Source organism: Streptomyces sp. 6N223 (genome assembly GCF_052246635.1).
Classification (GTDB): domain Bacteria; phylum Actinomycetota; class Actinomycetes; order Streptomycetales; family Streptomycetaceae; genus Streptomyces.
The window spans coordinates 70,121-92,375 of the sequence record NZ_JBQQCA010000015.1 but is presented as its reverse complement, the minus strand read 5'-3'; the positions used below and the strand labels follow the sequence as shown (position 1 = coordinate 92,375).

General features: G+C 71.5%; 28 protein-coding genes and 2 pseudogenes. 9 read left to right on the top strand and 21 right to left on the bottom strand.

The window, feature by feature from the left end; all coding sequences use genetic code 11:
• Positions 1-4: 4 nt before the first annotated feature.
• Together ACTWQH_RS12415 and ACTWQH_RS12410 are read right to left on the bottom strand one after the other, a co-directional pair.
• A complete protein-coding gene (locus ACTWQH_RS12415; RefSeq protein WP_443286514.1) occupies positions 5-685 on the bottom strand; it encodes a response regulator in 681 nt (226 codons plus the stop codon).
• Entirely contained in the window at positions 682-2,118 is a 1,437-nt protein-coding gene (locus ACTWQH_RS12410; RefSeq protein ID WP_443286513.1) for a sensor histidine kinase, read from the bottom strand. Before ACTWQH_RS12410 ends, ACTWQH_RS12415 begins: the two co-directional genes overlap by 4 nt.
• 190 nt (positions 2,119-2,308) lie before the next feature.
• Here ACTWQH_RS12410 and ACTWQH_RS12405 point away from each other — a divergent pair, with 190 nt between their 5' ends.
• A complete protein-coding gene (locus ACTWQH_RS12405; RefSeq protein ID WP_443286557.1) occupies positions 2,309-2,827 on the top strand; it encodes a YbjN domain-containing protein in 519 nt (172 codons plus the stop codon).
• 45 nt (positions 2,828-2,872) lie between these two features.
• On the opposite strand, the gene ACTWQH_RS12400 is transcribed toward ACTWQH_RS12405, so the two are convergent.
• The 6 genes from ACTWQH_RS12400 to ACTWQH_RS12375 all read right to left on the bottom strand — a co-directional run bounded on the left by ACTWQH_RS12400 (position 2,873) and on the right by ACTWQH_RS12375 (position 8,167).
• Positions 2,873-3,964, bottom strand: coding sequence for a SagB/ThcOx family dehydrogenase (locus ACTWQH_RS12400; RefSeq protein WP_443286512.1), 1,092 nt, complete (start codon positions 3,962-3,964; stop codon positions 2,873-2,875).
• On the bottom strand, positions 3,961-5,244 hold the full coding sequence (locus tag ACTWQH_RS12395) for a YcaO-like family protein (protein WP_443286511.1): 1,284 nt from the start codon (positions 5,242-5,244) through the stop codon (positions 3,961-3,963). Before ACTWQH_RS12395 ends, ACTWQH_RS12400 begins: the two co-directional genes overlap by 4 nt.
• A gap of 130 nt (positions 5,245-5,374) precedes the next feature.
• Positions 5,375-5,503 carry a hypothetical protein gene (locus ACTWQH_RS12390; protein ID WP_443286510.1) on the bottom strand — a complete coding sequence of 43 codons (129 nt, stop codon included), beginning with the start codon at positions 5,501-5,503 and terminating at the stop codon, positions 5,375-5,377.
• A 193-nt stretch (positions 5,504-5,696) separates the two neighbouring features.
• Entirely contained in the window at positions 5,697-7,070 is a 1,374-nt protein-coding gene (locus ACTWQH_RS12385; protein ID WP_443286508.1) for a hypothetical protein, read from the bottom strand.
• Between the two features lie 42 nt (positions 7,071-7,112).
• Positions 7,113-7,340 carry a DUF397 domain-containing protein gene (locus tag ACTWQH_RS12380; protein ID WP_443286507.1) on the bottom strand — a complete coding sequence of 76 codons (228 nt, stop codon included), beginning with the start codon at positions 7,338-7,340 and terminating at the stop codon, positions 7,113-7,115.
• Positions 7,337-8,167: a helix-turn-helix domain-containing protein gene (locus ACTWQH_RS12375; RefSeq protein WP_443286506.1), complete on the bottom strand. Its 831-nt coding sequence runs from the start codon at positions 8,165-8,167 to the stop codon at positions 7,337-7,339. The genes ACTWQH_RS12380 and ACTWQH_RS12375 overlap by 4 nt, the downstream gene beginning before the upstream one ends.
• Before the next feature lie 121 nt (positions 8,168-8,288).
• Here ACTWQH_RS12375 and ACTWQH_RS12370 point away from each other — a divergent pair, with 121 nt between their 5' ends.
• Genes ACTWQH_RS12370 through ACTWQH_RS12360 form a run of 3 tightly spaced genes read left to right on the top strand, consistent with a single transcriptional unit; the run spans position 8,289 to position 9,099 of the window.
• On the top strand, positions 8,289-8,579 hold the full coding sequence (locus ACTWQH_RS12370; RefSeq protein ID WP_443286505.1) for a DUF7848 domain-containing protein: 291 nt from the start codon (positions 8,289-8,291) through the stop codon (positions 8,577-8,579).
• The gene (locus ACTWQH_RS12365; protein WP_443286504.1) at positions 8,576-8,929 is read left to right on the top strand and encodes a hypothetical protein; all 354 of its coding nucleotides are present in this window, start codon (positions 8,576-8,578) and stop codon (positions 8,927-8,929) included. Before ACTWQH_RS12370 ends, ACTWQH_RS12365 begins: the two co-directional genes overlap by 4 nt.
• Positions 8,929-9,099 (top strand): hypothetical protein, encoded by a 171-nt coding sequence (locus ACTWQH_RS12360; RefSeq protein ID WP_443286503.1) that lies wholly within the window; start codon positions 8,929-8,931, stop codon positions 9,097-9,099. The genes ACTWQH_RS12365 and ACTWQH_RS12360 overlap by 1 nt, the downstream gene beginning before the upstream one ends.
• A gap of 14 nt (positions 9,100-9,113) precedes the next feature.
• Here ACTWQH_RS12360 and ACTWQH_RS12355 read toward each other — a convergent pair whose 3' ends face one another.
• From ACTWQH_RS12355 to ACTWQH_RS12335, 5 genes and pseudogenes are all read right to left on the bottom strand, one after another.
• Positions 9,114-9,437, bottom strand: coding sequence for a helix-turn-helix domain-containing protein (locus ACTWQH_RS12355; protein WP_443286502.1), 324 nt, complete (start codon positions 9,435-9,437; stop codon positions 9,114-9,116).
• Entirely contained in the window at positions 9,434-9,814 is a 381-nt protein-coding gene (locus tag ACTWQH_RS12350; protein WP_443286501.1) for a type II toxin-antitoxin system RelE/ParE family toxin, read from the bottom strand. Before ACTWQH_RS12350 ends, ACTWQH_RS12355 begins: the two co-directional genes overlap by 4 nt.
• Positions 9,815-9,922: 108 nt before the next feature.
• A pseudogene (locus ACTWQH_RS12345) lies at positions 9,923-10,232 on the bottom strand (helix-turn-helix domain-containing protein).
• Positions 10,229-10,781 (bottom strand): annotated as a pseudogene (locus ACTWQH_RS12340) (replication initiator). The pseudogenes ACTWQH_RS12345 and ACTWQH_RS12340 overlap by 4 nt, the downstream one beginning before the upstream one ends.
• 182 nt (positions 10,782-10,963) lie before the next feature.
• Entirely contained in the window at positions 10,964-12,079 is a 1,116-nt protein-coding gene (locus ACTWQH_RS12335; RefSeq protein WP_443286500.1) for a hypothetical protein, read from the bottom strand.
• A gap of 289 nt (positions 12,080-12,368) precedes the next feature.
• Here ACTWQH_RS12335 and ACTWQH_RS12330 point away from each other — a divergent pair, with 289 nt between their 5' ends.
• The 3 genes from ACTWQH_RS12330 (at position 12,369) to ACTWQH_RS12320 (ending at position 13,411) form a co-directional block, all read left to right on the top strand.
• Complete coding sequence (locus ACTWQH_RS12330; protein WP_443286499.1) at positions 12,369-12,626, top strand: hypothetical protein; 258 nt, start codon at positions 12,369-12,371, stop codon at positions 12,624-12,626.
• A 75-nt stretch (positions 12,627-12,701) separates the two neighbouring features.
• Positions 12,702-13,013 carry a FitA-like ribbon-helix-helix domain-containing protein gene (locus tag ACTWQH_RS12325; protein ID WP_443286498.1) on the top strand — a complete coding sequence of 104 codons (312 nt, stop codon included), beginning with the start codon at positions 12,702-12,704 and terminating at the stop codon, positions 13,011-13,013.
• Complete coding sequence (locus ACTWQH_RS12320; RefSeq protein ID WP_443286497.1) at positions 13,010-13,411, top strand: type II toxin-antitoxin system VapC family toxin; 402 nt, start codon at positions 13,010-13,012, stop codon at positions 13,409-13,411. Before ACTWQH_RS12325 ends, ACTWQH_RS12320 begins: the two co-directional genes overlap by 4 nt.
• Before the next feature lie 25 nt (positions 13,412-13,436).
• Here the strand turns inward: ACTWQH_RS12320 and ACTWQH_RS12315 are convergent, their stop codons facing one another.
• Positions 13,437-13,784 (bottom strand): helix-turn-helix domain-containing protein, encoded by a 348-nt coding sequence (locus ACTWQH_RS12315; protein WP_443286496.1) that lies wholly within the window; start codon positions 13,782-13,784, stop codon positions 13,437-13,439.
• A gap of 267 nt (positions 13,785-14,051) precedes the next feature.
• Positions 14,052-15,353 (bottom strand): dicarboxylate/amino acid:cation symporter, encoded by a 1,302-nt coding sequence (locus tag ACTWQH_RS12310; protein ID WP_443286495.1) that lies wholly within the window; start codon positions 15,351-15,353, stop codon positions 14,052-14,054.
• A gap of 96 nt (positions 15,354-15,449) precedes the next feature.
• Between ACTWQH_RS12310 and ACTWQH_RS12305 the strand changes: the two genes are divergently transcribed.
• Both ACTWQH_RS12305 and ACTWQH_RS12300 read left to right on the top strand, forming a co-directional pair.
• Positions 15,450-16,199, top strand: coding sequence for a PIG-L family deacetylase (locus ACTWQH_RS12305; protein WP_443286494.1), 750 nt, complete (start codon positions 15,450-15,452; stop codon positions 16,197-16,199).
• A gap of 32 nt (positions 16,200-16,231) precedes the next feature.
• Positions 16,232-16,810: an AAA family ATPase gene (locus ACTWQH_RS12300; RefSeq protein WP_443286493.1), complete on the top strand. Its 579-nt coding sequence runs from the start codon at positions 16,232-16,234 to the stop codon at positions 16,808-16,810.
• A 51-nt stretch (positions 16,811-16,861) separates the two neighbouring features.
• Here ACTWQH_RS12300 and ygfZ read toward each other — a convergent pair whose 3' ends face one another.
• The 6 genes from ygfZ to ACTWQH_RS12270 all read right to left on the bottom strand — a co-directional run bounded on the left by ygfZ (position 16,862) and on the right by ACTWQH_RS12270 (position 22,198).
• On the bottom strand, positions 16,862-17,851 hold the full coding sequence (gene ygfZ / locus ACTWQH_RS12295) for a CAF17-like 4Fe-4S cluster assembly/insertion protein YgfZ (protein WP_443286492.1): 990 nt from the start codon (positions 17,849-17,851) through the stop codon (positions 16,862-16,864).
• A 4-nt stretch (positions 17,852-17,855) separates the two neighbouring features.
• A complete protein-coding gene (locus tag ACTWQH_RS12290; protein WP_443286491.1) occupies positions 17,856-18,311 on the bottom strand; it encodes a Fur family transcriptional regulator in 456 nt (151 codons plus the stop codon).
• A 100-nt stretch (positions 18,312-18,411) separates the two neighbouring features.
• Entirely contained in the window at positions 18,412-19,734 is a 1,323-nt protein-coding gene (locus tag ACTWQH_RS12285; protein WP_443286490.1) for an ABC transporter permease, read from the bottom strand.
• A complete protein-coding gene (locus tag ACTWQH_RS12280) occupies positions 19,731-20,510 on the bottom strand; it encodes an ABC transporter ATP-binding protein (protein WP_443286489.1) in 780 nt (259 codons plus the stop codon). The genes ACTWQH_RS12285 and ACTWQH_RS12280 overlap by 4 nt, the downstream gene beginning before the upstream one ends.
• Positions 20,503-21,603 carry a peptidoglycan-binding protein gene (locus ACTWQH_RS12275; protein WP_443286488.1) on the bottom strand — a complete coding sequence of 367 codons (1,101 nt, stop codon included), beginning with the start codon at positions 21,601-21,603 and terminating at the stop codon, positions 20,503-20,505. Before ACTWQH_RS12275 ends, ACTWQH_RS12280 begins: the two co-directional genes overlap by 8 nt.
• A gap of 1 nt (position 21,604) precedes the next feature.
• Entirely contained in the window at positions 21,605-22,198 is a 594-nt protein-coding gene (locus ACTWQH_RS12270; protein ID WP_443286487.1) for a hypothetical protein, read from the bottom strand.
• Positions 22,199-22,255 lie beyond the last annotated feature (57 nt).

Below are 22,255 nucleotides of genomic sequence, written 5' to 3'. Positions count from 1 at the left end.
AGCGCTACTCGGGAGGTTCCGACGCCGGGACGATCCCGGCCTCGTGGGCCACGACGGCCGCTGCGGCCCGGTTGTCCACGGCCAGGCGGCCCAGGATGGAGCTGACGTGCGCCTTGACCGTCCCCTCCACCACGCGCAGACGCCGGGCGATCTGCCCGTTGGTCAGCCCGGCGCCGAGGAACGCCAGCACCTGCCGCTCCCGGGGGGTGAGCGCCTCGACCCGGCGGCGGGCGGCGGCGCGGCGTTCGGCCAGGGCGCCCACACCCCCGGCCGCCAGGTGGGCGACCACGCGGGCGGCGACCGTGGGTGACAAGTACGCCGCGCCGCCGGCCACCGCGCGGACGCCCACGATCAGCTCCTCCGGCTCGCCCGACTTGATCAGGAAGCCCGCGGCGCCGTCGCCGAGCGCCCGCAGGATGTACTCGTCCTCGCCGAACGTCGTCAGCACCACGACGCCGGTGACCGGGACGGTCCGGCGGATCTCCGCCGCCGCGCGCAGCCCGTCCATGCCGGGCATGCGGATGTCGAGCACGGCCACGTCGGGGCGGTGGCGCCGGGCCAGCTCCACCGCCTCGCGGCCGTCGGCGGCCTCGGCGGCGACGCCGATGTCGGGCGCGGTCGCGAGCACGGCCCGCACGCCCCGGCGCACCATGGGCTCGTCGTCTGCGATCAACACGCGGATCACGGGCCGGTGATCACCTCCTTGGACACCAGCCGGCCCGCGCGGAAGCACAGGCGGTAGGCGTCGCCGTAGTGGTTGTCCAGGGGGTTCGCCGTCATCGCGTAATACTCGCACCGGTCTCCCCGGTCTCCCCGGTCTCCCGGAGGGCGATGCGGCGTCTGCCGCTCCGGGACGACCGACTCCACCTCGGCGTGCTCCTGCCCCACGCGGAGGGCGGCGTAGGCGTCGGGCGCCAGCACCGAGGCGCGCACCAGCAGCACGTCCCAGGCCCGCAGCCCCGCGCCGAGCAGGACGACGGCGGCCAGCGGCACGGCGACGGCGGCGAGCGCGGCCCGGCCCACGCGCCGCCGCGCGCGCCGGTGGTCCTGCTCCGGCGTGGGGGCGGGTGGTGGCGGCGAGGCCCCGGGGGCGTGGGGTATCCGGGCGGTGACGGCGAACCCGCCGCCCTCGCGCGGGCCGTACGCGAGGGAGCCGCCCGTGAGGCGTACGCGCTCATCCAGGCCGATGAGCCCGCGCCCACCGCCGCGCGGCCGTGGCACGTCGCCGGCGGCTCTGGCCGTGGGCCCGTTCTCCACCCGCACCTCGGTCTCGCCCGCGCCGTTCCGGATCCGCACGGTCACCGCCGCGCCGGGCGCGTGCTTGGCGGCGTTGGTCAGCGACTCCTGCACGACGCGGTGGACGGCGCGCTCGGCGACCGGCGAGCCCGGCTCACCGCTGGCGTGGAGCACGACCGAGAGCCCGGCCGCACGCGCCCCTTCCACCATCCCCGCCACATCGGCCGGACGGATCACCTCGTCCCCCTGGCCCCCCTGGCCCCCCTGGCCCCCCTGGCCCTCCTGGCTGGCCTGGCCGCCCTCGCCGTCCCCTTGGCGCAGGAGCCCGATCACCTCCCCGAGGCGTTCCACGGCGGCACCGGCCTTGGCCCGTATCTCCCCGGCCGCCGCCCGGTGCTCGGGGGGCAGGTCGGGCGCGAGCTTCAACGCCCCCGCCGACAGCGCGATCAGGCTGAGGTCGTGACCGAGCAGGTCATGCATGTCCTGCGCGATGCGCGCCCGCTCCTGCAACCGGGCCTGCTCGGCCACCAGCCGCCGCTCCCGCTCCAGATGCGCGGCCCGCTCCCACCCGGCCCGCACCAGCGCGCGGTACTGCCGCCAGAACCGCCCCGCGAACCACGGCAGGATCGCGGCCCCCACCAGCACGCCGATGAACCGGTCGCCGTGCGCGATCCACGACGGCACGACGACCACGGCCACCACCCCGGCCGCGACCACCCCCGCCAACGCGATCCCCGCATCCCGCGCCCGCCCCGCCCGGGCCCCCGCCACGAACGCCACGAGCGCGGTCACCGGCGCCCACCACAGGCTGAGCACGCCCAGCCCCACCCCGGCCGCCCCCGCCCCGTACGCCCCGTACGCCTTGATGATCAGTCGCCTCACGACTGCGACGATAGGTACACCTGCGAACCGTCCGACACTGCCGAAAGTCGCATGCGGATCCGGCCGGATCCGTCACGTCATGCGCCCAGCGCGCGCCCTGTTCCCCCGGACACCGGGTCGCACCGCCGACGTGCGAGTATGGCCGCAACGTGCGAAGGGAACCTCCGTGGACAGCAACACCCCGTCCCCGATGCCGAACACCGGGAAGGACCCGGAACGTGGCCCGTCCGGTCCCGGCAAGTCGCTGATCGTCCCCCACCAGGAGATGGTCAAGCGACTTCTGGACCAGCTGGAGCTGAAGTACGTCGTGGACGAGGAGGGAGACCTCGCGGCGCCGTGGGAGGACTTCCGCACGTACTTCATGTTCCGCGGCGAGGCGGATGAGCAGACGTTCTCGGTCCGCACCTTCTATGACAGTCCGCACGGCATCGAGGACAAGCCGCGGCTGTACGAGGCGATCGACGACTGGAACCGCCGCGCACTGTGGCCCAAGATCTACACGCACACCCATGACGACGGCTCGGTCCGCCTGATCGGTGAGGCCCACATGCTCGTCGGCTTCGGCGTGGGGCTGGAGCACTTCGTGTCCAGCACGGTGAGCTGGATACGCGCGTCCATCGAGTTCGACACGTTCGTCACCGAGGCGCTCGGCCTGGCGAAGGACATGGCGTCCGAGCCCGACGAGGGCAATGAGGGCAACGAGGACTAGCCGCCGACGGTCAGACGCCCGCGACAGACCGCCCTACGCGGCACATCACGCCGTCGGCGCCGTGGCGGTTCCGGTGGGGTAGAGGGGCGGGTCGCTGGGATGGCCCGCACCGAGGAGGTGGAGGGGGGTGTGGGTGGCGTTGTCCAGGCCGAGGCGGGTGGCGATGGCGGCGTCGTCGCAGGCGGAGAGCTGGAAGGGGCCCAGGCCCAGGGCGGTGGCGGTCAGCACGAACGTCTGGCCCAGGTGCCCGGCGTCGAGCAGGCAGACGCGATAGGCGCGCGGCGTGGCGTGGTGGGCGAGCTGCCGCTCCACGGCGGCGACCAGGACGACGACGAACGCCGCCCCCGCGACGTGCGGCTGGCCCGCGCACAGCGCCGTCAGCTCGTCGCCCGGGCAGCCGTCCGCGAGGAGTTCGAGCGCGTGGTCGCGGGCGTTGTAGTGGTACCAGCCGGGGGCGATGTCCTCGACGTTGCGGATGGCGAGATAGCCCTCCAACTCCTGCCGGGCGCCCGCGCAGGGGGTGGTGCGGCGGTAGAGCGTCCCGAACGGCCCTGCGTCCAGGTACTCCACGGGCCCGAAGACGGTCGCCAGCAGCGTGGCCAGGGTGGCGGGCGTCACGGGCGTGTCGGCGAAGCCGTAGTGCGTACGCCGAGCGTGCAGGACCGTGCCGAACGCCGCCCCCAGGGCCGTCGGCTGGGGCGGCGGCAACGCCACGCGCGGGGCGTCGGGATAGGTGGTGAACAGCGGCGGCGCCGGGGGCGGTTGGTCGTCCGGTGAGGGGAGGACCGGCGGGGTGAAGTCCTGGGTGGTGTAGTGCAGGAACGGCGCCTGCGGTCCCCACGGCCCCCACAGCTCGGCCAGTTCGGCGTCCAGCCGGGCCCGCTCGCTGTCCTCGCGCAGCAGCACGTGCCGCGCGGCGAGCTCGTCAATGATCCGCTCGACGGCGTCCGGATCGTGGCCATGGGCAGACAACGCCGCCGCCGCCTCCTTCGGCGTGGCCCACTCGCCGAACGCCGCCAGCACCTCGGCCGCTCCGGCGCGCAGCGCCACCGGCTCGGCGTCCGGGTACGGGTGGGCGACCAGCCCATCGGAGGCGTAGGAGCAGACCAGGCAGCGGGCCCGCCGCAGCCTGTTCACCGGCGACCCGCCGTCTCGGCGGCCACGTGCAGGCGCGCGCGGGCGCGCGGGCCCGGCAGCAGCAGCATCCCGGAGAGGATGGTCATGAAGCGCTCCAGCCCGGGGGCGATGGCGTGAACGGCGGTGATGCCGCCGGGCAGAGCGGCGGTGACGCGGTAGTACGGCGGGTGCCCGGCGGCCGTCAGCAGCTCGACCAGCCGCGCGAGCTGCGCATCGACATCGCCCGGCGCCGCCGCCTCCTCCCCGGCGGCAGGGAAGGCGACCGTGTCGGCCCGGGTGAGCTGCTCGGTGAGCTCGAACTCGGCGCAGGCCCGCAGCGCGGGGTAGGGCTCGAACGCCTCCAGCGACGGCAGGGACGGCAACGAGGAGAGGGCCGCGGTCCCGAGCTGCGATTGGACGACCTCGGTCAGCGCCCGCCAGGCGGCGTAGCGGGGCGAGAGGGAACTGCCCGCCCCCATCCGCATCTCGCCGAGGGGACGGTGGCCGCGGAGGTAGGCGATGTAGGTGGGAACGCCGATGTCGGTGGTCGCGTCCAGCAGGTGCACCCGGCCACCGGCAGCCCGCTGCGCCGTGCGGTGGGCGGCGGCCAACTCGGCCGGGAGCGAGGCGGGATCGACCACCTGGGGCCGGAAGACCCGGGGCCCGGCCGCGAGGAAGGCCCGGGCCAGGAGCAGGGACAGGGCGTCGCGTTCGATGCTCTCGTTCAGGGCGTGCACCAACGCCTCGGAGCGGGTGACGCCGATGGCCGAGCCGCTGTTGCTGCCATAGCGGGCGAGCTGCGTGTAGTCCGCCTCATCCCCCACTGCCGCCCGCACTTCCGGCCGGTCGAGATACCAGCTCGTGGACAACGCCACCGGCACGGCGATTGGCTCGTCCGCGCCCGGGACGAGTGGGGCATAGCGGCGGCACGCCACGCGCGGAATGGCGCCAAGCACCGTCGCGCAGGCCTCATCGGCCAGGGCCCCCGCCGCCACCTCCGCGCCGGAACGGAATTCGACCTGCCCGGCGTCGAAACGCCCCGGCCCGGTCAGATAGTGCTCCAACGCCTCGAACAGCGCGCCCACCCGCGCATCCCGCGCCCGGCCCTTGCCCGAGCCTTCCCCCTGCGGCACCACAGCACCCACGTCGTCCAGGAGGCGGCAACGCCAGACTCCCAGCCCGTCCAGGGCGGCAAGCTCCCGCACCTCGGCCCGCAGGCCCAGGCCCCGCACGGCGTCCAGAGCACGCTGCTCGGCCTTCTCCGCCGACATCACCCGCTCCACCCGTGGTCCCGTCACCATTTCCACCCTCTTCCTCTCGCCCCGATGAGGACGTTCCTCGCCTCCCGGGAAGCCGGGCACGGCTCAATCCCCGGGAAGTTGGCGAACACCGGGGAAGAATCCGCGCCCGGCCTCAGCGTGCCGCAGTCACTCACTCGCTCTCGACGGCCTCTTCGGCGTCGACCTCTTCAAGCACCTGCGTCTCGTGCTCGGAGAGGTGCTGAGCGGCCTTGTCCAGCGTCTCGGAGTGGTCCCAAATGAAAATCGGTGGGAATCCCATGGCGATTCACCTCCCTTCCGCAGATCTCCGCAAATGCGGGCACCGTTCATCCTCGCCGGAAGAGAATCGGATAAACGGATGACAGGAGGCAGGGGCGGGTAAACCACCCTCACAGGTGAAAGGTGAAGGCCAAGGTCTCTACGCAAAGAATTAAGTGCCGCATCAGGCCCGATGTCCGATGCCGATGCCGATGTCAGGCGAAGCCCGTCGTCGTCGCGAAGGACACGTTGTCGCGGGATGTCGTGCCGTCGGTGATCCACCAGTGCGTGGGGGCGGGACCTCCGGATGGCGAGGCAAGTATCAGCTCGTCCCTGCCGTCGCCGTCGAAGTCGGCGGCCCCGGCGGGCCGGGCGAGGAGCCGTTCTCCGATCGCCGCCTCCCATGGGCCTGCGCGGGAGACACCGGTGTGCGCGTGTCCGACAACGAGCGTGGTGCCCTCGTCCGAGGGGGCCAGGATGCCGTCGCGGCCGTCGCCGTCCGGGTCGGCGGCCCAGAGGACGCCGCCCGTTCCGACGTAGCCCACGTCGTGTTCGGGCAGGTCAAGGGTGACCGGGTAGCCGCCTCTGCCGCGGTAGTAGGTGAACGATCCGTCCACGTGCGGCGGCTCGGTCGCGACCTCGGGCTCGGATTCGCGCCTGCCGTCGTCCGCGATGGCCACGTCGCGCAGCCCGTCGCCGTCGAAGTCGCCGAACGCGGCGGCGTTCCCTTCGCGCAGCCCCCTGCCCTCGTCCAGTGACAGGCCGGCGCCGGGGCGGGCAGGGAAGAGGGTGTTGCCGTTCTGACCTCCGTCGTCGGGATGGCGAAGCAGGAGGGAGGTCGCGCGCGGCTCGCCGGTGGGGTCGATGTCGTCCGCGAGGAGGGTGCCACCTGGCAGGCGCGGGCCGGTGTCGGTGCGCGCCGGCTCACCGGCGCGCGTGAACGGGCCGTACAGCAGCACGACGAACCCGCCCTCGACGCGCGCCTCCGCATCATCCGCTGTCGCCGCGAGGTCGTGGTGCCCGTCGCCGTCGAAGTCGCCGCGCGTCATCGTCCATGACCCCACGTCCACGCCGGGAGGCAGCTGGAGCCGGGTGGCCTCCCCGTCCGCCGTGGGCCCGCCGGGTCCGCCCCAGGTCACGTAGATGAGGGAGGGCTTCTGGTAGCGCCAGACGGTCGTGACGAACTCCGGGAAGCCGTCGCTGTCCAGATCGGCGCTGACCACCGTGTCCGCGAGGACGCTCTCGGGGGATACGTCGTCGCTTGGCGGTCCCTGGGGCACACCCAGGTCGGAGTTTCCGTACACCGCGCGCGTGGCAGGGTCGAGTCCTTGGGCCGAGCCGAAGACGACGCCGATCCGTACGTCAAGAAGGTCATCGCTCAGGGAGATGGGCACCATGAGGTCGCGGTGCCCGTCGCCATTGATGTCGTCCGGGTCCTGCGACCCCTCCCCGCGGGCGGGCGCCCGGCTCTCGGCGGGTACGCGGGGCAGCGGCGACGCGGTGTCCGTGCCGTCGCCGCCGCCGCATCCGGTGAGCGGTGCGAGCACGAGGCAGACGAGCAGGGCCGGTAAGGCGTTACGCAACCTCATGTGCCCAGTGTCGTAGGAGGGTTACTGCCCCCGCCGTACGCCCTATTGCGTAGTGCTGACGTCGCGGAGCGAGGCCAGGAAGCCGGACCAGGCCGGGGTGGGGAAGAGGAGGGCCGGGCCGGTGGGGTTCTTGGAGTCGCGGACGGGGATGGCGGTGGTGGGGTGGGCGGTGGAGACCTCGACGCAGTTACCGTTGCCGCCGCCGCTGTAGCTGGACTTCCGCCAGTGGCGGAGCGTCGAGGCGTCCGGGATGGTGCGCTTAGGGGTCATGATCGTTCGAATTCCTCTGCCGCGTTCTCGATGAGGGCGAGGGACGCTTCCGGCGACAGCGCGACGGCTCTGGCCCTGTCGTACGCCTGCTGGCAACTCTGCACCAGCGCCGGGTCGTCCAGCAGCGTCCCGGTGTGGATGCCCTCAACGTACGCCACCGGCGGCTGGTCCGCGAACCGCATCAGCTTCAGCATGCCCTCCTGCAACGCGTGTTCTCCCGCCGAGAACGGCATCACCTGCACCAGAACCCTGCGCGAGCGGGCCAACGCCGCGATGTGGCACAGCTGTTCGGCCATCACCGCCGGGCCGCCGACCGGCCGCCGCAGCACGCTCTCGTCGATGATCGCCCAGACCAGCGGGGACCTCGGATCCCTGAGGATCTCGCTGCGCTTTATGCGGTTGACGACCTTCTCGTCAACCTCCTCCGGCACGGGGTTGGGCTCGAACGACCAGAAGACCGCGCGGGCGTAGGCAGCCGTCTGGAGTAGGCCCGGGACGAGCGAGAGCTCGAACTCGCAGATCGCGATGGCCTCCTGCTCCAGCTCTGCCGCGTCGTTGAAGTGCCGAACGTATGGCAGCTTCAGCAGCGTCCGCCGCAGCTTCACAAAGAACTGCCCGGAGTCCAGCGCCTTGTCCAGCCGCTTCGCGTCCGCCGGGTTCGGCTTGCGCCGACCCGCCTCCATGTGCGCGATCAGCGACGGCGAGCAGATCACCCGCTCCGCCAACTGCGCCTGCGTGAGCCCGGCCCGCTTTCGGCGTTCCTCCAACTCCTGTCCGAAGAACTCCTTGGGGTCGAGCGGTTGTTCCCACTCCTCGTCCGTTTCCACGTCCCTGGACCTCCCAGCTAGTTGACGGGGCGCCTGTCAGCCCAAACGGCCTGTTCAGCGTATTGCGGGCCACGTCACTCTGTAGGCGGTTCGCTACAGATCGCACGGAAGGACGGCGGCCATGGACCCATCGCATCAGCTCGGAGAGGGCGTGAACGCCGGGGAGCTTCAACGCCTCACGCTCTCCGAGCTTCGCGAACGCGCCGAAGCGCTCGACGCACGCATCCGCGAGCACCTGAAGCGCGACGCGCGGCCGCGCGCCACCGTCGTGATGCAGTGCGCCGTATGCGAGCAACGCGGGACGGCGGCGGACACGCGGGAGCGCGCCGCCGAGTGGGCGTTTCGCCACCGGGAGGAGAACGCCGGGCATGGGGCGTTCCGTGAGATCACGATGCGGCCGTACCAGTGGTGAGCGCGGTCTTCCGGCGCGGGCGGTGGTGGCGGCCGGGGGCGTGCGGCCCGTGCGGGCGGGGCGCGGCGTTGGTCACGTGGGCGGGGGCCGTGCGCGACGAGTCGGCGCCGGCACGCCACCGGCACGTCTTCGTCTGCGAGGGGTGCGTGGCGCCCTACGACCAGCCCGAGCCCGAGCCCGAGCCGGATCCGGCGCCCGCCCCTGTCTCGCTGCTGCTGCCGCCGTTAACCCTGCCCGCGCCGCCGATGCCGCGCGGTGAGTGGTGGCTCAACGTCGTCAACACCGCCCTCAGCATCATCTCCGTGATCTTCGCCGGAGTCGCCTTCTGGATCGCCCAGGGGGCGAATTGATGAGTGACGAGTGCACTGACAAGGGGATGGCCGCGCACGTCGCCGAATTCGACGAAGCGTTTCCCGAGGAAGCCGCCGAAGAGGCCCGGAGTATCGCGGCGCGCTCCACGGTCACTCATGGCGATGTCGAACGCGCCATTGCGGAGATGCGGAAGGCGCGCGGGACGTGACTGCGACGATAGGTTCAGCCGATCTTGCGAAGCTCCCCGTCATCGAATACAGCGACCATGATGAGACTGCCCCCCAGCGCCTGGACGTAACGGGCGATCACCTCGTTCCCCGAGACCTGCCCGCTCTCGATCTGCGAGACTCGCCCCTTACTGACCCCCATCCGGGCGGCGACCTGCTCCTGCGTGAGACCACGCTCCTGCCGCATCTCGGCGAGCCGCCACGCGCGTGCCCAGGCGAGCATGCTCGCGGCGCTCTCCTCGAACGCCTCCCGTCCGCCGCTCAGCTCCTCGGCCCGCTCCTTGTGCCCGCTCTCAGACCACTTGACGAACCCAGTCATCGTCCCAACTCCCTCTCTCGCTCAGCGAGGTAGGCCACGAACCGTCGCTCTGCCTCGGGAATCGCCTGCTTATACCATTCGTTCCAGTTTCCGGCCTTGTCTCCTGCCAGGAGCAGGATCGCAGAACGCCACGGATCGAAGGCGAAGAGGACCCGCACCTCGCTTTCCCTGGCGGAGCCTGGTCGCAGCTCCTTGAGGTTGTGGAGCGAGGAGCCCTTGACTCGATCGACCAGTGGCCTGCCCTGCGTTGGCCCGGTGCGGGCCAGAATCCAGATCGCCTCGTTCACCTGTACGTATGAGTCGCGGTCCGCCTTCTCCAAGTCGTTCAGCCACTGGTCCACCGCATCTGTCAGGTAGACATCCCACTGCATGTCCACTCTTGCGCCCCCCATGAGTTTAGCAATCACTAAACCCAGTCGCGAGCGTCCGTGGCGAGCGATCACAAGCCGTGCCACTCGATCGTGTGATGGTGGCTGCCAGGCCTGTCAGGCGGCATTGGCGTTGCGGTCGTGCGGAGTGAACACAACCCGAGTGGTGTCGTCGTCGAGCGCGATGTTCAGGGAGGCGTCCAGCGCTCGGGCGAGCTTGGCCAGGAGGGGCAGGGTGGGAACGGTGTCGGATCCCTCGATGCGGGAGATCTTGGCCTGGGTAAGCCCCGCCCGCTCGGCGAGCTCGGTCTGCGTCAGCCCCAGTTCGGTACGCCGCTCGTACACGGCTTGAGCCAGCGCCATCGAGAGCCGGATCTCGCGGCGAGCCTCTGCCACCTCGTCTGGCTCGGCGAAAACCCTCAGTCAGCCACCGTTCACGGAGGGTCTTCCATCGGCGAGGAGTGCGGCGCCGGGTGTGTGTCCAGAGCCGACATAGCGCCAAGTCGATTCAGTGATGGTGTGAAGTTGGTCGACTACGTCTTGCGGCTGGCGGCATTGGGCTCGCTCCTTGCAGAGCGCGGCGTAGGTGGTGGAGTAGGTTCGGGACTTGGTGAGGATGTGGCCCCGGTAGCCGCGGGTGTGTGCCCAGGCGCAGGCGGAGCGGGGCGAGTTCAGGCAGACCGCCCAGGCGCCAGCAGGTGGTCATGAGGGTGCGGACGTGGCGGGTGACGGGGGCGAGGGTGATCTCGCGGGCGTTGGTGATGCGGTGGTCCAGGCCCGCGCCGGTGTCGGTGGCGCCCTTGGTGATGTACTTCGCGACGTAGGCGGCGACGGCGTTGCTGGTACTCGGCGATCTTGGCGTAGGAGACGCGCACCGCCTTGCGCAGGCTGGTGCGTGTGCGGCCGGTCCGGGCGGCGAGGTGGTGGTAGAGGTTGTCGCTGAATGCCGGCACCGAACTAGCGACCACCCCGACACCGAGCCGAGGCCACGTCGGTTCTGCACACCACCCGCGTCACGCACGGCAACGACGACCACCCGCTCATTCTTGAAGAGCTTCGCGTCAGCGGCGACCGCGCCCAAATCGTCTACCGCATCACGCCGATAATCCGCATCGGTCACGCAAGGAAGCAAACGATAACCGCGCGACAGTACCCGCACTATCGCCCTGCCTGAGCTATCGCTTCCTCGCGGAGCCTTTCACTGAGTCCAGTGCCAAAGCTCACCCAGTGGGACTGGATCCTCTTCTTCTTGCCTCGCGCTGACTCGCGGTTAGCCACGACCGCACACTCAAGCAATCCCGAGTCATAGGCACCTTTTAGAGGAGGAGAAGTATCCAACGGTTCAGACAGGAACACGTATCTGTCAGCGGTCTGAGGGGCGATGGCTAGATATGCGGTAGGCTCGGTGATTTCCGGCAGATCTTGCCTTTGGTGCTGAATTCCACTAATGCGGAGGGGGAGAGGTGGGATTTTGTCGCCAGGGCTCTTGACCAGAAGTGCGGCATGAGGGCTCAGTACGGTCAAGCGGTCACCCTTATTTGATATCACAACCTCCAGGATAAATTGGTCGGAATGGAGCAATTTATCAAGTCTGGTTATCAATAGTTCGGCCTCTTTGACCTCCTGTCGAACGGCCTTGTCTGCATAGTCCAAGCACCGGCCCAGGGCGTTCTTGTCAAAGTGCTGCAAGGCCAAAACGAAAGGGCGGATTCTATCCAGCGAAACCGCGCTTGCCTCCTCGTAGCTGAAGGTATATGCGAAACGCGTAAATACAGCCTCCAGGGTGGGAACTCCCCCCGCCTCAGCTTCTCTAATATCGCAGAAGCGTTCCGCATTCTCCGGATAACTCACTGAGGGGAGGTCGAAATCGAGAGTTCGAAGCCCTGAACATATTTCCTCTTTCATCTCGGGCGCTATCAGCTCCTGGATTATCTCAAGCTTCACATCTCTCGTCTCCGCCGTCTGCACCCTGTTATTAAGAGTGCGTGCCTCCATTATCTTGGGAGCTATCTTTCTGTGAAAATTCTCGACCTCTTCGCGGGAGGCAACAATTTGGCGGTGCTCGGATATCCCAGCAAGGCCTTCAGGCGCCCAGCGGAAATCTTCGAGGGATCTCATCAAGTCTGAGGGAACCTCAACCTTCTCTTCTTCTCCTCTGCCCTTGCTGATGGAGACGAGTCTGAGGTCCGCCTGGGCTCGGCTTAGCCAACGGCCAAGAATTACGCCACCCATGCCCCCCAGAACTGCGCCGATAATTATGCCTAGAATGGTCACTTGGCGCTCCGGAAATGTGTCGTGGTGATCAATCCGGCAGATTAGTAATACTCGATCTCACGCTACGATCGAGGGTCGCTGTGCGCAACTCGAGAGTCTGGCCTACAAAGGTCTCAAGAGCAGCCCTCGGGCTTTACCGGGAGGAGAACGCCGGGCATGGGGCGTTCCGTGAGATCACGATGCGGCCGTACCAGTGGTGAGCGCGGTCTTCCGGCGCGGGCGGTGGTGGCGGCCGGGGGCGTGCGGCCCGTGTGGGCGGGATGGGGCGTTGGTCACGTGGGTGGGGGCCGTGCGCGACGAGTCGCTGCCGACGCGCCACCGGCACGTCTTCGTCTGCGATGGCTGCGTGGCGCCCTACGACCAGCCCGAGCCCGAGCCCGAGCCGGATCCGGCGCCCGCCCCTGTCCCGCTGCTGCCACCGTTATCCCTGCCCGCGCCGCCGATGCCGCGCGGCGAGCGGTGGCTCCACATCGCCAACACCGCGCTCAGCGCCCTATTCGTGATCTTCGCGGCAGCCGCCTTCTGGATCGTCCAAGGGTCGAATTGATGAGCACCAAGAACACTGATGACGAGGTCGATGAGGCGCTGCCCGAGGGGCGCTTCGCGCATGTAAAATACATGCATGGTCGCACTGCAAATCCGTGACGTGCCCGAGGATGTCCGGGACGCGCTCGCCGCGCGTGCGCGGGAGAACGGGCAGTCACTCCAGGCATTCTTGCTGGCACTGGTCGTACGCGAAGCGTCGTTCGTCAGGAACCTGGAGTTGATCAAGGAAATCGAGAGCTGGCCGAGCGAGCCCGAGCCGAGCGCGACGGCTGAGGACATCCTGGACGCCCGGGATGCGGCTCGTGCCGAGCGGGATATCGAGTTGGGTGTGCCGCCGGAAGTTGTGGCCGAGGACTACCCAGAGCATCGACGGGACGGTGCCGCGTGATCGTGGCTGATGCCGGAGCGGTGGTGCTGTTGTTCGTTGACCCCGCGCACGATCCGCGAGTCAAGGCCGCGCGAGCTGCCCTGGCACGGGATCCGGCGTGGCTTGTGCCCGAGCACTGGAAGACGGACCTCATCAGCTCAGTCCGGGGTTTGTGGCTGGGGCGGAAGCTAAGCGATGAGCGGGCTCAGCGTGCTGTGGAGGCCATTCTGAGGATGGCTGTCAACGTTGTGCCCATCGACTCCCTCTTGCCACGCATGTGGGAGTTGCGCGGCAACGTCACCGCGTACGACGCGGCCTACATCGCTGCAGCCGAGGCGCACGATTGCGCCGTCGTAACGACTGACGGTCGGCTCGCGCGTGCGGGCAGGGGGCGCTGCCCCATCGACGTGATCCGGTGAACGCGGTCATCGTTCCCTGGCCCTGTCAGGCGGCATTGGTGTTGCGGTCGTGCGGGGTGAACGCAACCCGTGTCGTGTCGTCGTCGAGCGCGATGTTCAGGGAGGCGTCCAGTGCGCGGGCGAGCTTGGCCAGGAGGGGCAGGGTGGGAACGGTGTCGGATCCCTCGATGCGGGAGATCTTGGCCTGGGTAAGCCCTGCCCGCTCGGCGAGCTCGGTCTGCGTCAGCCCCAGTTCGGTACGCCGCTCGTACACGGCTTGAGCCAGCGCCATCGAGAGCCGGATCTCGCGGCGAGCCTCTGCCACCTCGTCTGGCTCGGCGAAACCCTCGGCCAGCTTCCGTTCACGCAGGATCTTCCACCGACTGTGACTCATCGTCGGGTCTCTCCTTCCTCGACGATCCGTGCGAACTCCTCGTGGGCGGAGTCATGCTCCGCCGTGCAGACCGTATATGTCGTTGGCGACATATCTCACTGCGAGCAGCCACGCTCACCAGATCGTGTGACGGGTCGGCCCAGGATGCGGAAGATACCCAGGAGCAGGGCGCGGCGTAAGCGGCTCATGCCTCGTGCAAGCTACGGCGGGCGAGGGCGCCCCGTAACGGGTGCGCCGTCGCGCCGCTACGCCGCCGCCACGCCCCCGCTACGCCGCCTCGTCCACGTCGCTGATCTCGAAGCTGCGGGCGTTGTCGTACGCCTCGCGGTCGAGGATCCGTTCGCGTGCCGCGACGATGACGGGGATGGCGGCCTGGCCCGCCACGTTCGTCGCCGTGCGCATCATGTCGAGGATCGGGTCGATGGCGAGCAGCAGGCCGACGCCCTCCAGCGGGAGGTCCAGCGTGGTGAGGGTCAGCGTCGTCATCACCGTGGCCCCCGTGAGGCCGGCGGTGGCGGCCGAGCCGATCACCGAGACGAAGACGATCAGCACGTACTCCTGGACGCCCAGGTCCACGCCGAAGATCTCCGCCACGAAGATCGCGGCGAGTGCCGGGTAGATCGCGGCGCAGCCGTCCATCTTGGTCGTCGCGCCGAACGGCACGGCGAACGAGGCGTACTCGCGCGGCACGCCGAGCCGCTCGGTGGCCTTCTGCGTGACCGGCAGGGTGCCGACCGAGGAGCGGGAGACGAAGGCGAGCTGGAGGGCCGGCCAGGCGGCGCGGTAGAACCGCAGCGGGTCGACGCCGGCGGCGAAGCGCAGCAGCAGCGGGTAGACGCCGAAGAGCACCAGCGCGCAGCCGACGTAGACGTCGGCGGTGAAGGTGGCGTAGTCGCCGAGCAGGTCCCAGCCGTACTCGTTGATGGCGCGGCCGATCAGCCCGACGGTGCCCAGCGGCGCGAGCCGGATGACCCACCACAGGGCCTTCTGGAGCAGCGCCAGCACGGCCTCGCCGAAGGTGATCAGCGGCTCGGCGCGCTCGCCGAGGCGGAGCGCGGCAATGCCGGTGACGGCGCCGAGGAACACGATCTGGAGGACGTTCAGCTCGGTGAAGGGCGTGACGACGTCGGTGGGGATGATCCCGGTGAGGAAGTCCAGCCAGGAGCCCTCGGTGTCGGGCAGCGAGCCGTCGGCCGGGGTGAGGCCGGTGCCGGCGCCGGGGTTGGTGATCAGGCCGATGACGATGCCGATGGCGACGGCGATCAGCGAGGTGATCAGGAACCACAGCAGGGTGCGGCCGGCCAGCCGGGCGGCGTTCGTGACGTTGCGCAGGGAGGTGACGGAGACGGCGATCGCGAAGAAGACGAGCGGGCCGACGGCGAGCTGGAGGAGCTGGACGAAGGTGTCGCCGATCTCCTCGAGGGTGCGGCCGAGCCATTCGACGTTCCAGGTGCGGGCGGTCCAGCCGAGCAGCACCCCCAGCACGAGGCCGGCCAGGACCTGCGCCCAGAACGGCGGCAGAGATATGCGCGGTCTTGAGGGAGACTGCGCGCCCGTTGGCGTGTCCATGGCGGGAACGTAACACCTCGTCGGAAATCCGTCATCCGTGCGCCCAGGCCGAGGGCCGGTTGACGCTCCTGGTACGGGCGTGCGAGAAACAGCGTCATGAGCTTGGGCATGGGCAGCGTGCTGTGCGTACACGCGCATCCGGACGACGAGGCGCTCGCGACGGGCGGGCTGCTGGCCCGGGCCGCCGACGCCGGGGCGCGGACCGCCGTCGTGACCTGCACCTGGGCCGAGGGGACGCGCCGGGCCGGGGAGTTGGCGCGGTCGCTGGAGATCCTGGGCGCGGGCGAGCCGCGGCTGCTGGGCTACGCCGACGCGCGCTACGAGGCCTCGGCGCCGGGCGCGGCGCGCTTCGTCGACGCGCCGCTTCAGGAGTCGGTCGGGCGGCTGGTGGCGCACATCAGGGAGTTCCGGCCGGAGACGGTCGTCACCTACGACGCCTCCGGCATCACGGGCCACCCCGACCACATCCACGCACACCGCGTCACGCTGGCGGCGGTCGAGGCGGCGGCGTACGGGATTCTCTACCCCGAGGCGGGAGCACCGTGGCGGCCCGGGATGTTGCACCGGGTCACGCTGCCGCATTCGGTGGTGCGCGCGGCGTGGCCGATGCTGTTCAACGACGGGCGGGGAGAGCCGGAGGAGGGGCGCATGCCGGGCACGCCGGACGAGGAGATCGCGGAGCGCGGCTTCGCGGTGGACGTGCGGCCGTGGTACGCCCGCAAGTGGGCGGCGGTGGAGGCGCACGTCTCGGAGGGCGAGCGCGGCGCGGGCCCGGCGAAGTTCGGCAGGCTGCCGGAGGAGATGCGGCAGCGGCTGTTCGGCACCGAGTGGTATCTGCGGCGGTAGCGGCGGTGCCGGGTGTGGTGGTGGGGGAGCGCGTGCTGGATCTGCGGGGTCAGGGTGTCGCCGGGGTGTCGCTGCGGCTGCGCTTCCCGGCCGGGCACCGGGTGCTGGTGACGGGCCTGCCGGGCAGCGGCAAGTCCACCCTGATGCACCGGGCCCGCGCGGCACGCGGGCACGCCCTGACGCGCCTGGACTCCCAGGACGTGCGCGACCGTTTCGGGCGCGCCCTGCCGGGGTGGCTGCCGTACGAGGCGTATCACCTCGCCGTCCGCGTCGTGCACTACGCCCGCCTGGGGGCCGCCTCGCGCGCGCCCGCGAGCCTGGTCGTGCACGACTCGGGGCGCACGCCGTGGGTGCGCCGCTGGCTGGGGCGCGGGTCGCGGGGCTTCCACCTGGTGGTGCTGGACGTGACCCCGGGCACGGCGCTGGCCGGCCAGGAGGCGCGCGGGCGCGCGATCTCCCGGCAGGCGTTCCCCCGCTACCGGCGGGCCCTGGCTCGCCTGGTGAGCGAGGTGGAGGCGGAACGCCTGCCGCGCGGCTGCGTCTCGGCGACGCTGCTGGACCGGGCGGCGGCGGAGGCGCTGCGCGAGATCGTCTTCGAGGGCGATCCGTGAGTGCGTTGTGCGTGCGTTGTGGGTGCGTTGGTGGGTGCGTGAGTTGCGCCGCTACGGCGCGACCACCGGCTCCTGCGCCGCCGGCGTCTCCCCCGCCAGCAGCCCGGCCTCGGCCGGGGTGTTGCGCTTGACCAGGGCCAGGGCGATCGGGCCCAGCTCGTGGTGGCGGGCCGCGGTGGTGACGAAGCCGATGGGGCGGGCGTCCGGGGCGGCGTCGGCCAGGCGCACGGGCGCGCCGTGGTCGGGCAGGGCCACCTCACTGCCGTCGAGGTGGAGGAAGACCAGGCGGCGCGGCGGCCTGCCCAGGTTCTGGACGCGGGCCACCGTCTCCTGGCCCCGGTAGCAGCCCTTGCGGAGGTGGACGGCCGTCTCCAGCCAGCCCAGCTCGTGCGGGATGGTGCGGTGGTCCGTCTCCCGCCCCAGCCGTGGGCGGTGGGCCTCCACGCGCAGCGCTTCGAGGGCGAGGACACCGGCCGGGGAGCCCGCGGACTCCGCCTTCGCGAAGGCCGGAAGCTCGGCGCGCGGCAGGAAGACGTCGCGGCCGTACGGCGTTTCGCGGACCACCGCGCCCGGCGGCACCTCGGCGATGGACCCGGCCGGGAGGTGCACGATCGCGAAGTCGTCGGTGCGGTCGGCCACCTCCACCCGGTACATGAAGCGCATCGAGTCCAGGTAGGCGATCAGCGGTTCGGCCGCGCCGGGCTCGGTGTGGATCCACGTCGTGCTGCCGTCGTCCACCAGGTACAGGGCGTGCTCGATGTGGCCGTGCGCGGAGAGGATCAGCGCCTCGGTGGCCTGGCCCGGCGGCAGCTCCGCGACGTGCTGCGTGAGGAGCACGTGCAGCCACTCCAGGCGCTGCGGGCCGGTGACGGTGACGACGTCGCGGTGGGAGAGGTCGACGAAGCCCTCGCCGCGCGCCAGGGCGCGCTGCTCGCGGAAGAGCTCCCCGTAGTGGGCCGCGACCCCCGCGTCGGGCTCGTCGGCGGCGACGGCGCCGGGCACGGCGTTCAGAAGCGGGCTGCTGTACGGGCTGTGGGCCATGGCCTCAGCGTACGCCGGACTCGCCGGCGGCCTGGCCCGAGGCCTTGCGGGTGCAGTCACGGCAGCGGCCGACGATCGCGTAGTGCTTCAGGTCGGTGTCGAAGCCGAACGCCTCGCGCAGCCGGCTGGTGAACGGCTCGGCCACGTCCACGTCGGCCTCGATCACCTGCTCGCAGTCGCGGCACTTCAGGTGCAGGTGGTCGTGGCGCTCGGCCAGGTGGTAGGTGGGTGCGCCGTGGCCGAGGTGGGCGTGGGAGACCAGGCCGAGCTCCTCCAGCAGGTCGAGCGTGCGGTAGACCGTGGAGATGTTGACGGCGTCGGCGGTGCGGCGGACCTCGGTGAGGATGTCGTCGGGGGTGGCGTGCTCCAGCCGGTCCACGGCCTCCAGCACGAGCTGGCGCTGCGGGGTCAGTCGGTACCCGCGCTTGCGCAGATCGGCCTGCCAGTCGGTGCTCACCACCCGACCCAGTGTAGGAGGGGCTCAGGGGGCACGGACCCCGTCCGAGGGGACTGGCGGGGTCCGTGCCGAGGAGGCGTTACCCATCGTGCTGCCTGCCGCGTCAAGCCGCCGTAAGTGCCTCGGTCGGCGCCAGGCGGGCGGCCCGCATGGCGGGGTAGAAGCCCGCCAGCGCGCCGATCAGGACGGTGGCGGCGAGTCCGCCCGCCATCGACCACGCCGGGACGAGGGCGGGCCAGCCCTGCACGGCGGCGTAACCGCCGGTCACGGCGATGCCGAGGAGCACGCCGCCCGCGCCGCCGAGCGCCGACAGCAGGAGCGACTCCAGCAGGAACTGGTTGCGGATGTGCCCGCGCGTGGCGCCCAGCGCGCGGCGCAGGCCGATCTCCGAGCGGCGCTCCAGCACCGAGATCACCATGGTGTTGGCGACGCCGACGCCGCCGACGAGGAGCGCGACCGCGCCGAGGCCGAGGAGGAGGGCGCCGAGCGTCTCGTCCGCCGCCTCCTGGGCCTGGAGGGCGTCGGAGGGGCGGGATACCTCGACCTCGTTGGGCGCCTCGGGGTTGGCGGTCGGGGCGAGGACCTGCTGGACGTCGGTGACGGCGGAGGTGTCGGCGCGGGTGTAGATGGTGGTGGCGTAGCCGTCGAAGCCGAGCCGCTGGGCGGCGACGTCCCAGCCGACGAGCGCCGCGTTGTCCAGCTCGGGCGCGAGCGGGGCGGGCGCGAGGATGCCGACGACCGTGAACCACTGGCCGCCCAGCCACACCTGGGTGTCGGGGCCGGTGGTGTGAACGCCGAGCCCCTTGGCGGCGTGCCAGCCGAGGACGACGGCCGGGTAGCCGCCGGTGGCCTCGTTCAGCCACGCGCCCTCCACGATCCGCGCGCCGGTGGTGTGCGGCACGCCGAGGCCGGCGGCGTAGACGCCGACGCCGCCGGTCTCCAGCTCCGAGACCTGGTCGGTGCGGTAGACGTTGGTGTCGGGCAGGAGCGCGGTGGCGCTGACCGACTCCACGGGCGGGATGCGGTCGATCATCGCGGTGGCCTCGTGCGGCAGGTGAGCCTCCTCGCCGCCGATGGCCTGGCCCGGCGCCACGGTGAGGAGGTTGGTGCCGAGCGCGTCGAGCTTGCGGTTGAGGTCCTCCTGGCTGGAGGTGGAGATGCCGACGACCGACACCATGGCGGCGATGCCGATGGCGATGCCGAGCGCGGACAGGAACACCCGCGTCGGCCGCGACCGCAGGCCGGAGGCCCCGACGCGGAGCGCGTCCGCGGGGCGCAGCGGCGTCGGGCGCAGCGGCGTCGCCTTCGGCGGCGGCGAGCCGCGGCGCCCGCCCGGCCGCGCCGGGGCCAGGCGCCGGCCGCCGGCACCCCGGCGCCGCACCCGGGGCTGGGTGTGGGCGGGGGTGGGCGGGGACGCGTCGCTCATCGTGTGCCACCCCCCGCCGGTTCGGCGTGTGCCAGGGTCGCCGGCCCCGTGTCGCGGACGATGCGGCCGTCCCTCAGGCGGACCTGGCGGGGGAGGGAGTCGGCGATGTCGTGGTCGTGGGTGATGACGACGACGGTCGTGCCCGCGGCGTTCAGCTCGCACAGCAGCCGCATCACGGTCTCGCCGGAGGACGAGTCGAGCGCGCCGGTCGGCTCGTCGGCCAGCAGGAGGGCGGGGTCGCCCAGGACGGCGAGGGCGATGGCCACGCGCTGCCTCTCGCCGCCGGACAGCTCGTGCGGGCGGTGGGTGAGGCGGTGGCCGAGGCCGACGCGGCGCAGCACCGCCTCGGCCAGGGCCCGGCGGCGGGCGCGAGGCGTTCCGCCGTAGAGCAGGCCGTCGGCGACGCTGTCGCGCACCGGGACGCCGGGGGCGAGGTGGAACTGCTGGAAGACGAAGCCGATGGTGGTGGCGCGCAGCGCGGACAGCTGCCTGTCGGACAGCGCGGCGATGTCGTGGCCGGCGATGCGCACCGTGCCGGTGGTGGGCCGGTCCAGGGTGCCGATGACGTTGAGCATCGTGGACTTGCCCGAGCCCGAAGGGCCCACGACGGCCAGCAGCTCGCCGCGCCGGACGGTGAGGGCGGCGTCGACCAGGGCGGTGACGCCGCCGTAGGTGCGGCTGACGCCACGCAGTTCGACGACCGGCGTCCCAGCCGGCGTCGGTGTCGGCGTCGGTGTCGGCGTCGGCGGCGTCGGCTGGGAAGGACCGTCACTCATCGGGCACCCCCACGACCGTGCCCTCCTCGATGCCCTCGCCCGAGACCTCGACCATGCCGGAGGCGAACATGCCGGTCTCGACCGCGACGTAGTGGCTTGCGCCGCCGCTGACGACCTCCAGGCCGTAGCCGCCGCCGCTCAGCGCGACGAGCGCGGTGACGGGCACGGCCAGCACGTCCTCGCGGGTCTCGGCCCTGAGCGCCACGGTGACGGGGGCGGCCTGGTAGTCGCCCAGGGCCTCCTGCCCGCCCTTGCCGTCGACGGTGAGGACGAGGGGGATGGTGACCTCGGCGTCCTCGGCGCCGGGGGCGCCGCCGCCGGGAGGGGCGTCCTCCGGGGAGGTGGCCGCGCTGGCCGTGCCGACGTCCGTGATCTCGGCCGTGACCGTCTCGCCGCCGGGCAGTTCGACGGTGGCGGTGTCGCCCTCCTCCACCAGGTGCTCCAGGCCGGCCTCCAGGTCGACGTCGATCTGCCGCCCGGTGCCGGTGACGTCCATCACGGGCCCGCCGGCCGGCGCGCCGGGGGCGGTGTGCGCCTGCTGCAGGCGCACCGTGCCGTCGGCGACGCCGACCTCGCCGGGCCCGACGACGCCGGTCTCCTCGCGGCCGATGTCGTCCTGCCACTCCGCCACGGCGTCCGCCGTGGCCTCGGTGTAGGTGTCGTCGGGGGTGAAGCCGGTGTAGCCGAGCTCGGCGAGGTTGGCCTCCAGCATCTGGGCGTCCTTGCCCGCCGTGCCCGGGGTGAGGGGCCGGTACAGCGGGGCGCCGCCGTACAGCAGCGGCACGGGCTGGGCGTTCACGGTGTACAGCGGCTCGCCGCGCCCGACGACGGTGCCGGCCTCCGGGAGCCAGGTGATGATCCCCGCCGTCCCGGCCGGCGCCTCCAGGGTCAGCGCCTCGCCGTAGCCGAGGGTGCCGCTGACCTCCTCCGTCTGGGTGAGCGTCGCGGTCTCCACCTTCGTGGTGGCGGGCGGCCCGTCGGGCGCCTCGGCCTCGGCGGTGGCGTCGCCGCCGCCGAAGCCGGTGGCGGCAACGCCGGCCGCACCCACGGCGGCGACCGCGCCGAGCGCGATCAGGGCGGTGCGCAGCCTCACGTCACTGCCTCCACGCCATCTCGTCCTGGCAGACCTCCAGCGCGGCCTCGGTGGCCGGGTCGCCCGGGTCGATCGCCTCGGGGTCCAGGCCCTCGGGGCCGGGATCGGGCACGTCGACGCCCTCGTCGCGCATGCACTCCGCGAACTGCTCCATGCTCTCCCGCTGTTCCTGCGTCAGCTCGCCGGCCCCCGGCTCCTCGAACGACTCCGGGGCCAGCTCGCGGCAGGCGTCCATCGCCGCCGACATGTCCTCGCGGCCCGAGCCGGCCGCGGGCTCCGGGAGGGTGATCTCCCCGGTCTCGGGGTCGGGGTCCTCGACGTCCAGGCCGTTGTCCCGCAGGCAGTCGGTGTACTCCTGCGCCTGCTGGACGGGGTCCGCCGCGGCGGACTGCGAGCCGTTCCCCTCGCCGTCCTCGACGGCGGCCACCTCGCCGCCCGCGCTGCCGTCGCCGCCCGCGCTGCCGTCGCCGCCCGCGCCGCCCTCGCCGTCTCCGCCGCCGCAGGCGGCCAGCGGCATCAGGAACGCCGCGAGCAGCGCCACCGTCGCCGTCCTGGCCCTGGAACCGGTTCGTGATGTGCGTGATGTGCGTGTCATGCGGGGGATGGTGCGCGGCCAATCTCGGCGTTCCGTGTGCCGCGCCTCAAAGCCCGC

What these genes read in the sequence shown, in the direction of transcription:
- ACTWQH_RS12405 (WP_443286557.1), top strand. Translation starts at nt 2,309, where the DNA reads ATGCCGAACACCGGGAAGGACCCGGAACGTGGCCCGTCCGGTCCCGGC.
- ACTWQH_RS12395 (WP_443286511.1), bottom strand. Translation starts at nt 5,244, where the DNA reads ATGGTGACGGGACCACGGGTGGAGCGGGTGATGTCGGCGGAGAAGGCC.
- ACTWQH_RS12390 (WP_443286510.1), bottom strand. Translation starts at nt 5,503, where the DNA reads ATGGGATTCCCACCGATTTTCATTTGGGACCACTCCGAGACGCTGGAC.
- ACTWQH_RS12385 (WP_443286508.1), bottom strand. Translation starts at nt 7,070, where the DNA reads ATGAGGTTGCGTAACGCCTTACCGGCCCTGCTCGTCTGCCTCGTGCTC.
- ACTWQH_RS12380 (WP_443286507.1), bottom strand. Translation starts at nt 7,340, where the DNA reads ATGACCCCTAAGCGCACCATCCCGGACGCCTCGACGCTCCGCCACTGG.
- ACTWQH_RS12370 (WP_443286505.1), top strand. Translation starts at nt 8,289, where the DNA reads ATGGACCCATCGCATCAGCTCGGAGAGGGCGTGAACGCCGGGGAGCTT.
- ACTWQH_RS12360 (WP_443286503.1), top strand. Translation starts at nt 8,929, where the DNA reads ATGAGTGACGAGTGCACTGACAAGGGGATGGCCGCGCACGTCGCCGAA.
- ACTWQH_RS12355 (WP_443286502.1), bottom strand. Translation starts at nt 9,437, where the DNA reads ATGACTGGGTTCGTCAAGTGGTCTGAGAGCGGGCACAAGGAGCGGGCC.
- ACTWQH_RS12325 (WP_443286498.1), top strand. Translation starts at nt 12,702, where the DNA reads ATGGTCGCACTGCAAATCCGTGACGTGCCCGAGGATGTCCGGGACGCG.
- ACTWQH_RS12315 (WP_443286496.1), bottom strand. Translation starts at nt 13,784, where the DNA reads ATGAGTCACAGTCGGTGGAAGATCCTGCGTGAACGGAAGCTGGCCGAG.
- ACTWQH_RS12310 (WP_443286495.1), bottom strand. Translation starts at nt 15,353, where the DNA reads ATGGACACGCCAACGGGCGCGCAGTCTCCCTCAAGACCGCGCATATCT.
- ACTWQH_RS12305 (WP_443286494.1), top strand. Translation starts at nt 15,450, where the DNA reads ATGAGCTTGGGCATGGGCAGCGTGCTGTGCGTACACGCGCATCCGGAC.
- ygfZ (WP_443286492.1), bottom strand. Translation starts at nt 17,851, where the DNA reads ATGGCCCACAGCCCGTACAGCAGCCCGCTTCTGAACGCCGTGCCCGGC.
- ACTWQH_RS12285 (WP_443286490.1), bottom strand. Translation starts at nt 19,734, where the DNA reads ATGAGCGACGCGTCCCCGCCCACCCCCGCCCACACCCAGCCCCGGGTG.
- ACTWQH_RS12280 (WP_443286489.1), bottom strand. Translation starts at nt 20,510, where the DNA reads ATGAGTGACGGTCCTTCCCAGCCGACGCCGCCGACGCCGACACCGACG.
- ACTWQH_RS12270 (WP_443286487.1), bottom strand. Translation starts at nt 22,198, where the DNA reads ATGACACGCACATCACGCACATCACGAACCGGTTCCAGGGCCAGGACG.